Genomic DNA, 12420 nt, shown 5'->3' with positions numbered 1-12420 from the left:
CGCGCACCCTTGACCTTTCGAGAGGGTTCGAGCCGGCATCCCGGCATCCCGGCATCCCGGCATGCGGCTCAGGGCGGCGGCCGCGACGGGTAGGCCCGCCGGCTGCGGTCGCCGCCCTGCGTCCGGTCAGGCGTTGATGACCTCGTGCTGCGGGTCCTTGATGACCTTGTGCCCGTTGCCGCGCGCGACGGAGATCTTGCGCGGCTTGGCCTTCTCGGCCACCGGGATGTGCAGCCTGAGCACGCCCTCGCTGTAAGACGCCTCGATCCGTTCGGTGTCGAGGTTCTCGCCGAGCACGAGCTGGCGGCTGAACACGCCGCGCGGCCGCTCGGTGGCCAGCATCTCGCGGTTGGGGTCGACGGCCGGCCGCTCGGCGCGGACCGTGACCACGTTGCGCTCGATGTCGATGTCCAGCGTGTCGGCGTTGATGCCGGGCAGGTCGAATTCGACGACGAAGTTCTCGCCCTCCCGCCAGGCGTCCATCGGCATCACGGCGGGCCGCGCGGCGGTGCCGAGGACCTGGTTGGCGAAGCGGTCTAGATCACGGAACGGGTCGGATCGCATCAGCATGGCAGTCACCTCTCACTCCAATCTTTCGTGGTGGGATCGGCTATTTCCTATGTCTAATGACACAGATTTTATATAGCACTGTCGACACGCCGGTGCAAGTGTGATAAATAGATTTTCTACATCGGGGATCTAAGGAGGGGTGCGATGGCCGGCGCCGGCGTCGACGGCGGCGCCCCACCGCGCGATCACGGGGTGTACGGCATCTCGGTGGCGGCCGAGCTGTCCGGCATCGCGGTTCAGTCCCTGCGCCTCTATGAGCGGCATGGCTTGGTCACGCCCGCCCGCAGCGAAGGCGGGACGAGGCGATACAGCGCCGACGACCTGGCGCGGCTGCGGCGCATCAGCGAGCTTGTCGAATCCGGCGTGAACCTCGCCGGGATTGCGCGGATTCTCGAGCTCGAGGACCACAACGCCACCCTGTCCGCCGCCAACACCGACCTGCGCTCCACCAACCGCACCCTGCGCAAGGCGGTCAAGACGGCGCGGGCGGCGGGGGAGCCGGACGGCCGCCCCGCCGACTACATCGCCGTCGACGGCGACGCCTCCTGACCGGCGGCCAATCCGGCGTTGCGGGGTTGCCGACGCCGACACCGGGTATTCAGCGTGCTGAACCCCCTTACCGCGCCGGAGTGCGCGTTGACGACCTTGGAGGAATCTGCGAATGGGAGATCTCACGGACGCCGAGGCCCCCGTCGGCCAAGTCATAGACGGCGCCCGGCGGGAAGCCGACGCATATCGGGGGGACAGCCCGCAGCCGCTGGCGGGCTACGCGACGGTGCTGGTGGTCTACACCACCGTGGTGGCCGTCGCCACGCTCGTCGCGATGGTGACGGGGCGCCGGCTGCCCGCGCGGTGGCCGCTGCAGGACCTGATCACCGTCACCCTCGGGACGCACAAGCTCTCGCGCACCATCACCAAGGACGCGGTGACGAGCCCGCTGCGGGCGCCATTCACCCGCTTCAAGGGCGCCGGCGGCCCGGCGGAGGTCATGGAGGAGGTGCGCGGCGAGAGCCCGCTGCGTCACAGCCTGGGCGAGCTGTTGACCTGTCCGTTCTGCCTCGACATGTGGGTGGCGACCGGCTTCGCCATCGGCCTGGTCTTCGCCCCGCGCTACACCCGCCTCATCGCCGGAGTGTTCACCGTGCTCACCGGTGCGGACTTCCTCCAGCTCGTCTACGCCATGGCGCAGCAGTCGGCCGAGGGCTGACCTTTCTCGGTGACGTGTACGCCGCGACACCTAACCCCTTGAGCCCAAGCCGCAATCGGACGCAGTCATTTACGTCTCGCGGCCCGCCGCGATGTGACAGCGGTCGCTCAGCCCGTCTTCGGCATCGGGATGCCCTCGCTGGCCGCGAATTGCGCGTCCGCCTCGGAGGCCAACCCGATGGAGACCACCGAACGCTCGAACAACAGGTCGGTGAGGTAGGCCAACGACAGCGCCCACCGGTTGACCGCCCGTGGCACCGCATACAGATGGTAGGACCGGGTCACGAACTTGGCCGGCAGCCCGGACAGATGCATACCCATCGGGTTGGCGACCGCATGCCACGGTCCCAGGTCGACGACCAGGCCCAGGTTGCGGTGCTTGTACTGCTTGGGCGTGCCGTGCCCGAGGCTGGCGGCGACGTTGTTGGCCAGCACCTTGGCCTGCCGGGTCGCGTGTTGGGCCGTCGGCGGCGTGATCTTTCCGGGCTCGGTCAGGTCGGGGACCGCGGCCGCCCCGCAGGCGGCGAACACCCCCGCCTGATCCGGCACCTGCAGGTCGGCCCCAACCTTGAGCCGGCCGCGCTCGGTCGGCAAACCCAGGTCCTGGATCAGCGGCGCGCCGGTCACCCCGGTCACCCATGCGACCGTGTGGGTGTCGACACGCGAATCGTCGCTCAGCACAACGTGATCCGCGTGTGCCTCCTTGAGGGTCACGCCGAGCCGCACGTCGATGCCGCGCCGCCGGAGCACCTTCTGCGCGGCGTCGCCGAGCTTCTTGCCGACCTCGGGCATCACCTGCTCGGCCAGGTCGAGCAGCAGGAAGCGGACGTCGGAGGGGTCGAAACTCATCTGCTTGGCCGCCGCGTCGGCCAGGGCGCGCAGCTGCGCCACCAATTCCGTACCCGAATACGACGCGCCCACCACGACGACGGTGCGCCGGGCCGCCGCGACCCCCGGGTCCTCCTCGATGGCGGCAAGTTCCAACTGCTCGATGAAGTGGTCGCGCAGATAGAGCGCCTCCGCCGTCGTCTTCAGGCCCCGCGCGCACGTCGCGAGCCCCGGCACGTCGAACAGCCGGGTGACCGATCCGGGGGTGAGCACCAGCCGGTCCCACGTCCGGGTGTGGCTGCGCTCCTCCGGGTCGCAGTACGTCAGCGTGCGCCGGGCGAAGTCCACGCCGTCCACGCGACCGCGCACGGCGTGCACGCCCTTGAGCGCGTTCGCCAACGGGACGGCGACGAAGCGGGCGTCGACGATCCCGCCGGCGACGTCGGGCAGCAACGGCGTGTAGAGCATGTAGTCGACCGGGGAGATGATCGTGATGTCGACGGGTTCGCGGCGCCGGCGCAGGATCTTCGCCAGCCGGCGGGCGCAGGTGAATCCGGTGAAGCCACTGCCGACGATCACAATCGAGGTCACCAAGCCGAGTGTAGGGCCGATCGAGCGGCGGGGTGGCCGAGGCGGCCGCAGCATCACCGCAGAAGAAGCCAAAACCCTTGCACGCGAGAGCTTTCCAGATCACGGCGACCGACTGGGATTCGATCGCCTTACGCGTCCCCGCATCCCCGTCGGGCCTGCCCGGTTCGGCGGCACAACGAATTTCGCCGATGATGTTCGTTGAGTGGACTGCCGATTTCGTTTTCTGCGTAGACAACTTCGCCGTGAGGACAAGACTTGATAGACGGGGTGGGACCCGAATTTCGCGTACGTTGGAAACGGAATGCTCTCGAGAACAGGGGGTGGGGCCGTGCATACCGACTACACGTCCGTCGTCTCTCAGCTCGCGGAACTGGTCGCCGGCCTGGAGCGCGAGGAGACCGCGACCGAACCCGCATTGCACACCCTCATGGACGCCGGCGTCCGCAATGTGGCCGGCTCCCAGTACGCGGGAATCACGCTCGCGGAGAGGGGCCGCGCCGTCGTCAACGTCGCCGCGACGCATCGCTATCCGAAACTGTTGGACACCATCCAGAACGACTGTGGGGAAGGGCCGTGCCTGGAGTCGGCCTGGCGGCACTGCGTCATGCACATCGACGACCTGGACGCCGACCGGCGCTGGCCGCGCTACCGACAATTCGCGCTCGAGCGGACCCCGATCCGCTCGATACTGTCCTACGAGCTGTTCGTCGACGGCCACGCCATGGCGGCGCTCAACTTCTATGCCGAGCAGCCGCGCGCGTTCGGCGACGACTCGATCCATCTGGGCGGCGTGTTCGCCGCCCACACCGCGCTGGCGTGGTCGGTGATGCGCCGCCAGGACCAGTTCCGCAGCGCGCTGGCGTCCCGCGACACCATCGGCCAGGCCAAGGGAGTGATCATGGAACGCTTCGACCTGGACGCCGTCGAAGCGTTCGACCTCCTCACCCGCCTGTCGCAGCAGTCGAACAAGAAGGTGGTCGACATCGCCCAGGCCCTGATCGAAAGCGAACACCCGCTGAAGCGCCGGCGCGACTGACGGGCCGGGCCGCTTCCCGAAACGCCCTGCCGGACTTGCCGATTCGAGCCGACGCGCGGCACGGGTTTGAAAGTCGCGAACCCGGGTATCGAATCGACCATGAAGGCCGTCACCTGGCACGGCAAGCGCGACGTACGCGTGGAGTCGGTGCCCGATCCCCGGATCGAACAACCCACCGACGCGATCATCGAGGTCACGTCGACCAACATCTGCGGATCCGACCTGCACCTCTACGAAATCCTCGGCGCCTTCATGAAGCCGGGCGACGTGCTGGGGCACGAACCGATGGGCGTCGTCCGCGAGGTCGGTGGCGAGACCGGCGACCTGCGCGTCGGGGATCGCGTCGTGATCCCCTTCCAGATCTCCTGCGGCCACTGCTGGATGTGCGACCAGAAGCTCTACACGCAGTGCGAGACGACCCAGGTGCGCGACCAGGGCATGGGCGCGGCGCTCTTCGGCTATTCCGAGCTCTACGGCGAGGTCCCCGGTGGCCAGGCCGAGCTGCTGCGCGTCCCTCAGGCCCAGTTCACGCACATCAAAGTCCCTGCGGGACCGCCTGATTCGCGATTCGTCTACCTGTCCGACGTGCTGCCCACCGCCTGGCAGGCGGTCGCGTACGCCGACATTCCCGACGGGGGCACCGTGGCGGTGCTCGGCCTGGGCCCCATCGGGGACATGGCCGCACGCATCGCCGATCACCTCGGATACCGGGTGATCGCCGTCGACCTGGTGCCGGAGCGCCTGGCCCGCGCCGCCCAGCGCGGCATCCATACCGTCGACCTGGCGCACCTGGACTCCTCGCTCGGGGAGGCGATCCGCGACCTCACCGACGGCCGCGGCGCCGACTCGGTGATCGACGCGGTCGGCATGGAGGCCCACGGGTCCCCGGCCGCCCAGGTGCTGCAGCAGGCCACGGGATTGCTGCCGGACTTCGTCGCCAAGCGGGTGATGCAGAACGCCGGCGTCGACCGGCTGAGCGCGCTGTACTCCGCCATCGACATCGTGCGGCGCGGCGGAACGATCTCGCTGATCGGCGTGTACGGGGGCATGGCCGACCCGCTGCCGATGCTCACGCTGTTCGACAAGCAGGTGACGTTGCGCATGGGACAGGCCAACGTCAAGAGGTGGGTCGACGACATCATGCCGCTGCTCACCGACGACGACCCGCTGGGAGTCGACACCTTCGCCACGCATGTGCTCCCGCTGGACCAGGCGCCGCACGGCTACGACATCTTTCAGAAGAAGCAGGACGGGGCCGTCAAGGTCATGCTGAGGCCATAAAAGTATAAGTGGCGCAGCGGGTTTCCGCATCCTGGAGACGGCCGGCTGCGCGCGGCGCGACCCGCCGGTTTGACCGCCGCGCGGGCCGGGTATTGACTGCGCCATGACAACCGCAGAATGGACCGCCCCCACGCCCACCGGAGAAGTGTGGCCAGGCAGGGCGTATCCCCTGGGCGCGACGTACGACGGTGCGGGCACCAACTTCGCCGTGTTCAGCGAGGTGGCCGAGCGGGTGGAGCTGTGCCTGTTCGACGCCGACGGCACCGAGAGCCGGGTCATTCTGCCCGAGGTCGACGGATTCGTTTGGCACGCCTACATTCCCAACATCGAGCCGGGGCAGCGGTACGGCTACCGCGTGTACGGCCCGTACGACCCACCGAACGGGTTGCGGTGCAACCCGAACAAGCTGCTGGTGGACCCCTACTCGAAGGCCATCGACGGCAGCTTCGAGTGGAACCAGGCCCTGTTCGGCTACAACTTCGGCGACCCGGACAGCCGCAACGACGAGGACTCCGCGCCCTTCATGCCCAAGTCGGTGGTGATCAACCCCTACTTCGACTGGGGCAACGACCGGCCGCCGGACCACCAGTACGCCGACACCGTCATCTACGAGGCGCACGTCAAGGGCCTCACGCAGACCCACCCGGACCTCCCCGAGCAGTTGCGCGGCACCTATGCGGGCGTGGCGCACCCGGCGATCATCGAGCACCTCAAGAGCATCGGCATCACCGCGATCGAGCTCATGCCCGTGCACCACTTCGCCAACGACTCCACCCTCGTCGAGAAGGGTCTGTCGAACTACTGGGGCTACAACACGATCGGCTTCTTCGCGCCCGACTTCAAGTACTCCAGCTCGACATCCCCTGGCGGGCAGGTGCAGGAGTTCAAGGCGATGGTCCGCGCCCTGCACGAGGCCGGCATCGAGGTCATCCTCGACGTGGTCTACAACCACACCGCCGAGGGCAACCACATGGGCCCGACGCTGTCCTTCCGCGGCATCGACAACGCCGCCTACTACCGGCTCGTCGACGACGACAAGCGGTACTACATGGACTACACCGGCACCGGCAACAGCCTCAACGTCGGGCATCCGCACGCCCTGCAGCTGATCATGGACTCGCTGCGCTACTGGGTCACCGAGATGCACGTCGACGGCTTCCGCTTCGACCTCGCCTCGACCCTGGCCCGCGAGTTCTACGACGTGGACCGGCTGGCCACCTTTTTCGAACTGGTGCAACAGGATCCGACCGTCAGCCAGGTGAAGCTGATCGCCGAACCCTGGGACGTGGGCCCGGGCGGCTACCAGGTCGGCAACTTCCCGCCGCAGTGGACGGAATGGAACGGCAAGTACCGCGACACCGTGCGCGACTTCTGGCGCGGGGAGCCGTCGACGCTCGACGAGTTCGCCTACCGCCTGTCGGGGTCCGCCGACCTCTACGAGCACACCGCGCGCCGGCCGGTGGCCTCGGTCAACTTCGTCGTCGCCCACGACGGCTTCACGCTGCGCGACCTGGTCTCCTACAACGAGAAGCACAACGAGGCCAACGGCGAGGACAACAACGACGGCGAGAGCCACAACCGGTCCTGGAACTGCGGCGTCGAGGGGCCGACGGACGACCCCGAGGTCAACGCCCTGCGCGCGCGCCAGCAGCGCAACTTCCTCACCACGCTGCTGCTGTCGCAGGGCGTGCCGATGATCTGCCACGGCGACGAGCTCGGCCGCACCCAGAACGGCAACAACAACGGGTATTGCCAGGACAACGAGATCACCTGGATCGACTGGTCCAAGGCCGACAACGGCCTGCTGGAGTTCACCCGCACGGTCACGGCGCTGCGCGCCAATCACCCGGTGTTCCGCCGGCGGCGGTTCTTCTCGGGCAAGCCACTGGGCCGGCGGGGTCAGGACGGCCTGCCCGACATCGCCTGGTTCACCCCCGAGGGGACGGAGATGACCGAGGAGGACTGGGGCGCGGGCTTCGCGAAATCCGTCGCGGTATTCCTCAACGGCCACGGCATCCCCGACCGGGACGCGCGGGGTCAGCGGGTGCTCGACGACTCGTTCCTGCTGTGCTTCAACGCCCACTACGAGCCGATCGAATTCACGCTGCCAGCAAAGGAATTCGGTGCCTCCTGGCAACTCGTGGTGTTCACCGGACCCGAGGAGGAGACGCCCGCGGAGGAGGTGCCCGGGGGAGGCGCGCTCACCGTGGACGCGCACACCGCCGTGGTGCTGCACGCCCCGGACAGGGGCTGATCCGCTCCACATGACGCCGGCCGTCGCCGGCGGACGTGGGATCGGTGACTTTCCGCCCCTGTATTGATTACCTTGTGCCCTCGGGCATCGGGTGTCGATGCGTGCACACTGTCGGGTGCTTGCGGCGGGGGAAGGAAGGGGCAGCCGATGCCCGGTCGAAGCCCCGACGCGTGTCTGAACGACGTGGCCTGGTCCAGGCGGATCGCTTTGCTGGCCGTTTCCGCCCTCGCCGCTTTGACCTGGGTGGGCTGGGCTGCCGGTGTCGATTCGCTGACCCGCTTCTATACGGCCTGGCCGCAGATGATGCCGTGGACCTCGGTGTGGCTGGTCGGGCTGGGTGCGGCGATCGCGCTCCAGTCGGGGAGCCCCTCGCCGGGGCGGGTGTGGGCCGGGCGGGTTCTGGCCCTGATGATCGGCGCCCTCGCCGTGATCACCCTCGTCGAGTACGCCAGGGGCAGGCCGTCGTCCGGCCTGGACCAGGTGTGGTTCGGCGACGCGGTCCGCGCGTCGCAATGGACGTGGCCGGGGCGGCCGAGCCCGCAGACCGGCGTTTCGTGCCTGTTCTTGTCGGCGGCGGCCGCTCTCATTCGAGTGGACCGGGGGACACGCATCGTCCGGCCCCTGTTGGTGGCGGCCGGCGGGGCCATCCCGTTTGTGACGGTCGGGGCCTACGTGTTCGACGCCCTGGCGGTGGTGGGCTCGTCGTCGTCGACCGGCCAGGCGCTGTCGACCGCCGTGGCTCTGTTGCTGGTGGCCGCGGCGATTTGGCTGGCACGCCCCGACCGGTTTCCGGTCGCCTGGCTGCTCGGCCGGCCCGACCGGAAGTCGCTGTTGCGGTTGACGGGCCTGCTCGCGGCGCTACCGATTGTCGTCGCGGTGTCGCGGCAAGTCTTCCTGGGGTTGGGGGTAGGCGAACACGCGGAGTGGACCTTCTCGATTCTGCTGGGCACCCTCGTCGTCGGGGCGATTACGTTCCTGTTCATCCAGAACGAGCAGCGCCTGCTGATCGAACGGGAGCTGATCAGCGCGGAGCGCGCCGAGGCCGAGCGGCGCTACCGCATCCTCGCCGACAATGCGGTGGACGTCGTCGTGCATTTCCGCGACGGCGAGATTGCGTGGGTCTCTCCGTCGATCCACGCCGCCCTGGGCTGGCCGCCGGAGAGCTGGACCGGTCCGGACTTCGAACGCCACATCCATCCGCGGGATCGGGAGACGGTGATCTCCGCGATGGGCAGGGTCGCGGCCGGCGAGCGGCTGTTGGAGCGTTTTCGGGTTCGCTCGGCCGACGGTGAATACCACTGGGTCGAGGGTCACGGGAAACCGTACGTCGGCGCCGAAGGCGACACCGACGGCGTGATCGCGGCGCTGCGCATCATCGACGAGCAGGTGGAGGCGGAGCAGCGACTCCAACGGCTGGCGCGCTTCGACCCCCTCACCGGCCTGGCCAACCGGGCCGAAGCCTTGAGCCGGCTCGCCGCCGCGCTCGAGCATCCGCGCAGCGATGGCGCGTCCGTGGGCGTCTTGTTCTGCGACATCGACCATTTCAAACAGATCAACGACACCTGGGGACACGGCGTCGGCGACCGCGTGCTCGCCACCCTGGCGGCACGCATCCGGGGAAGCGTTCGCCGGGGCGACACCGTAGGCAGGACTGGAGGCGACGAGATCCTCGTCCTACTGCCCGGCGTCCAGACCGACGACGAGCTCGGCCGGATAGCGCAGAAGATTCGCGGTCGCGCGGCCGAACCCATCGAGGTGGCCGACAGGACGATCACCACCACTCTGAGCATCGGCGCCACGCTCGCCGTTCCCGGCGACTCCGTCGACACTGTCATCGCCCGCGCCGACGCGGCCATGTACCGCGCCAAGTTCGAAAAGCGGAACACCGTCGTCCTGAACTGAGCGGCTCGGCCGTCACGCCGCGACCGGTGCGGTAGGTTTCTCCGCGACGGCGGCTCGTTACAGGAGAGGGCGAATATGTCAAGGACAGTGGTGGTGGGCGCCTCGAGCGGGCTCGGTCGCTGCATCGGTGTCGGCCTCGCCCGGCGCGGTGATCGGGTCGCGCTGCTGGCCCGGCGCCGAGAGCGCATCGAGGCGGCCGCCAGGGACGCCGGCCCGGACGCCGTCGCCATCGAATGCGACGTGACCGACGAGGCGTCGTGCCGGTCGGCAATCGGCCGGGCCGCGGCCGAACTCGGGGGGATCGACAACTTCGTCTACACCCCGGGCATCAGTCCGCTCGCCCCGCTCGCCGACACCGACGCCGACACCTGGCGGCGCGTCTTCGACACCAACGTCATCGGCGCGGCGCTGGCGACGGCGGCGGTGGTGCCCCACCTGACGGCCTCCGCGGGCAAGGCGGTCTATTTGTCCTCTCCCGCAGGCAGTTTCGGGCCGCCCTGGCCGGGACTTGGGGCGTACGGGGTGAGCAAGGCGGCCCTCGACCGGCTGGTGGAGTCGTGGCGCGCCGAGCACCCCGGCATCGGTTTCACCTGCCTCATCGCGGGGGAGTGCACCGGCGGCGAGGGCGAGGCGCAGACGGAGATGAGCGGCGACTGGGATCGCGAGCTGGCCATGGTCGCCCACCCGCTGTGGTCGTCACGAGGCTGCATGCCGGGCAAGCTGATGCCGGTCGAGGACCTCGTCAACGTCGTCCACACGATCCTGGGCACCGACGCGGCGACCTCGATGCCTGTCGTCGTCGCCAGGGGCGCCTCCGCGAGTCCGCCGGCGTTCGCGTGACACTGAATCCCCGCCCAACGTCGACTTGTTGATGCGAAATCAGCCTTCTCGCCTCATGAACTCGACGTTCGGCGCGCTCAGGCCATCGAACTAGCGGCCGAGCTTCTCCCGGACGAGGTCGGTCAGGAAGCGCCCGCTCGAGACGGGACGGAACGCGCGGGCGGCGGCGGTCAGCGCGTCGCGCGACTCCGGGCGCAGCTCGATGTCCGCGGCCGCGACGTTGAACTCGAGTTGCTCGACGCTGGACGCGCCCGGGATCGCGACGACCCCCGGCAGGCTGATCAGCCAGGCCAGCGCCACCTGCGCCGGCTTCGCGCCCACCTCCGACGCGACGTCGCGCAGCGTCTGCAGCAGCGGCTCGATGCGGCGCAGGTTCTCGGTGCCGAACAGGGGGTTCACCGCCCGAACCCCGCCCGGGCGGTTGTCGAGCCCGTACTTGCCGCCCAGCAGCCCCTGCGCGAGCGGGCTGTAGGCGATCACGATGCGGTTCTCGCGCTCGGCGAAGGGCACCAGGCGTTCGAGCGCGCCCGCGTGCGCCAGCGAAAAATGCACCTGGTTGCTGACCACCGGCCGCCCCAGGGCGGCGTCGGCCTTGCGCCAGCGGTCCAGCGAGTAGTTGGAAACGCCTGCCGCGCCGATCTTTCCGCCGTCGAGCAGGTCGCGCATGCCCGGCATGATCACCGAGTCGGGGAACACCGGGTTGGACTGGTGGATCTGATAGAGCGGGATCTTGTCGATGCCGAGCCGCTTGGCGCTTGCCGCTTCGCGCTGCTTGACCACCGCGGGAAACGGGACGACCGGCATGATCTTGCTGGCGACGGCGACGTCGGCGCGCCGGTCGCCGAGGGCCTCGCCGAGGATCCGCTCGCTCTTGCCCAGTCCGTAGACCTCGGCCGTGTCGAACAGGGTCACGCCCGAGTCCAGCGCACGCCGGACGATGTCCCGCGCGGCGCCGGAGGCGTACCGGTCCCCGTATCCCCATTCCCGTGAGCCGAACTGCCAGGTGCCCAGGCCGATTCGGCTGACTCGTCCCACGCCGTCGACGTCGAGGTATTTCACCCCGCCCACCCTAGCCGGGGATCTTGGCCAGCACGTAGTTGGCGATGCCGACGGCCGCCTGGCGGGGGCCGTCGCCGTCGGTCGTGCCGTTGGAAACCACCATCAGGTCGATGATGACGTTGGCCTTGGCGGCGATCGCGCGGGCGCAGCGCACCTGTATCCCCTTGGGCACCAGGTCCAGGGTGGTGATGCCGTTGCCGGCGTCGGCGGGGGCGCCCAACGAGAACGGCAGCGACACGCCCTCGGTGAAGGTCGCGTTCACGGTCTTGCCGCCGCACTGGCGCCAGCCGGACAGCACGTTCGCCAATTGGGCCTGGGCCGTTGGCGAATCGCGAAACGCGAGGGCCACCTGGAGCACCTCCAGCGACTTGAACATGCTGCGCGTGTCGCCGAATTTCTGCGCGTGGTAGCCCGCGATGGCGTCGACCGAATAGGCGTCGGGGAGTCCCGGGCCGATGCTGCCCCAGCACTCCGCGCGGTCGACGGCGCCGTCGTCGACCGTCCTGCCGGGACGGTCGCGCGTGGGGCCCGCCTCGAGGTTCGCGTCGCCGGTGATGTTCCGCAGCGCGTCGAGCCCGGGCAGCAGCGTGCCGACCGCCTCCGGCGCCACGACGGGAGCCGCGGGCGGCGCGGCGCCGGTCGGGGCGGGCGCGGCCGTCCGGTGGGGCGCCGGGGCAACGGCGGTGACGACGGCCCAGGCGCCCAGGGCGACGACGGTCGAGGCGATCAGCGCGTAGGACAGCACCAGCCCGACCACGGCGCGGTCGCGGCCGAGCTCGCCGGTGCGGCGGATCTGGGCGAGCCCCAGGTGTCCCAGCACCGCACCCACGGGGGCGAAGACGAACGCGAACAC

11 protein-coding genes are annotated in these 12420 nt (G+C 69.2%); 7 read left to right on the top strand and 4 right to left on the bottom strand.

The window, feature by feature from the left end:
- Positions 1-126: 126 nt before the first annotated feature.
- The gene (locus GPY60_RS00055; RefSeq protein WP_156685528.1) at positions 127-570 is read right to left on the bottom strand and encodes an Hsp20/alpha crystallin family protein; all 444 of its coding nucleotides are present in this window, start codon (positions 568-570) and stop codon (positions 127-129) included.
- Positions 571-714: 144 nt separating this feature from the next.
- Between GPY60_RS00055 and GPY60_RS00050 the strand changes: the two genes are divergently transcribed.
- Positions 715-1119, top strand: a complete 405-nt coding sequence (locus tag GPY60_RS00050) for a MerR family transcriptional regulator (protein WP_156685527.1) — start codon at positions 715-717, stop codon at positions 1117-1119.
- A gap of 112 nt (positions 1120-1231) precedes the next feature.
- Complete coding sequence (locus GPY60_RS00045) at positions 1232-1777, top strand: DUF1360 domain-containing protein (RefSeq protein ID WP_156685526.1); 546 nt, start codon at positions 1232-1234, stop codon at positions 1775-1777.
- 107 nt (positions 1778-1884) lie between these two features.
- Here the strand turns inward: GPY60_RS00045 and GPY60_RS00040 are convergent, their stop codons facing one another.
- The gene (locus tag GPY60_RS00040) at positions 1885-3195 is read right to left on the bottom strand and encodes an NAD(P)/FAD-dependent oxidoreductase (RefSeq protein ID WP_156685525.1); all 1311 of its coding nucleotides are present in this window, start codon (positions 3193-3195) and stop codon (positions 1885-1887) included.
- 328 nt (positions 3196-3523) lie between these two features.
- Here GPY60_RS00040 and GPY60_RS00035 point away from each other — a divergent pair, with 328 nt between their 5' ends.
- The 5 genes from GPY60_RS00035 to GPY60_RS00015 all read left to right on the top strand — a co-directional run bounded on the left by GPY60_RS00035 (position 3524) and on the right by GPY60_RS00015 (position 10508).
- Positions 3524-4231, top strand: a complete 708-nt coding sequence (locus GPY60_RS00035; protein ID WP_231639179.1) for a GAF and ANTAR domain-containing protein — start codon at positions 3524-3526, stop codon at positions 4229-4231.
- A 99-nt stretch (positions 4232-4330) separates the two neighbouring features.
- Positions 4331-5512: a zinc-dependent alcohol dehydrogenase gene (locus GPY60_RS00030; RefSeq protein ID WP_156685523.1), complete on the top strand. Its 1182-nt coding sequence runs from the start codon at positions 4331-4333 to the stop codon at positions 5510-5512.
- 103 nt (positions 5513-5615) lie between these two features.
- Complete coding sequence (glgX, locus tag GPY60_RS00025) at positions 5616-7766, top strand: glycogen debranching protein GlgX (protein ID WP_156685522.1); 2151 nt, start codon at positions 5616-5618, stop codon at positions 7764-7766.
- A 147-nt stretch (positions 7767-7913) separates the two neighbouring features.
- Positions 7914-9668 carry a diguanylate cyclase domain-containing protein gene (locus GPY60_RS00020; RefSeq protein ID WP_156685521.1) on the top strand — a complete coding sequence of 585 codons (1755 nt, stop codon included), beginning with the start codon at positions 7914-7916 and terminating at the stop codon, positions 9666-9668.
- Between the two features lie 87 nt (positions 9669-9755).
- Positions 9756-10508, top strand: coding sequence for an SDR family oxidoreductase (locus GPY60_RS00015; protein WP_197283494.1), 753 nt, complete (start codon positions 9756-9758; stop codon positions 10506-10508).
- Between the two features lie 90 nt (positions 10509-10598).
- On the opposite strand, the gene GPY60_RS00010 is transcribed toward GPY60_RS00015, so the two are convergent.
- Both GPY60_RS00010 and GPY60_RS00005 read right to left on the bottom strand, forming a co-directional pair.
- On the bottom strand, positions 10599-11567 hold the full coding sequence (locus tag GPY60_RS00010; protein ID WP_156685519.1) for an aldo/keto reductase: 969 nt from the start codon (positions 11565-11567) through the stop codon (positions 10599-10601).
- Between the two features lie 10 nt (positions 11568-11577).
- Positions 11578-12420, bottom strand: an 843-nt coding sequence (locus tag GPY60_RS00005) for a sensor domain-containing protein (RefSeq protein WP_156685518.1), incomplete at its 5' end; no start/stop codon positions are given.

This window comes from Mycobacterium sp. Marseille-P9652 (assembly GCF_902652685.1).
In the GTDB taxonomy this organism is placed as follows: Bacteria; Actinomycetota; Actinomycetes; order Mycobacteriales; family Mycobacteriaceae; genus Mycobacterium.
This window is presented reverse-complemented; position numbering and strand designations above follow the sequence as displayed.

Bases quoted from the DNA above. Each gene is read 5' to 3' on its own strand.
- GPY60_RS00055 (WP_156685528.1), bottom strand. From the start codon at position 570: ATGCTGATGCGATCCGACCCGTTCCGTGATCTAGACCGCTTCGCCAAC.
- GPY60_RS00050 (WP_156685527.1), top strand. From the start codon at position 715: ATGGCCGGCGCCGGCGTCGACGGCGGCGCCCCACCGCGCGATCACGGG.
- GPY60_RS00045 (WP_156685526.1), top strand. From the start codon at position 1,232: ATGGGAGATCTCACGGACGCCGAGGCCCCCGTCGGCCAAGTCATAGAC.
- GPY60_RS00030 (WP_156685523.1), top strand. From the start codon at position 4,331: ATGAAGGCCGTCACCTGGCACGGCAAGCGCGACGTACGCGTGGAGTCG.
- glgX (WP_156685522.1), top strand. From the start codon at position 5,616: ATGACAACCGCAGAATGGACCGCCCCCACGCCCACCGGAGAAGTGTGG.
- GPY60_RS00020 (WP_156685521.1), top strand. From the start codon at position 7,914: ATGCCCGGTCGAAGCCCCGACGCGTGTCTGAACGACGTGGCCTGGTCC.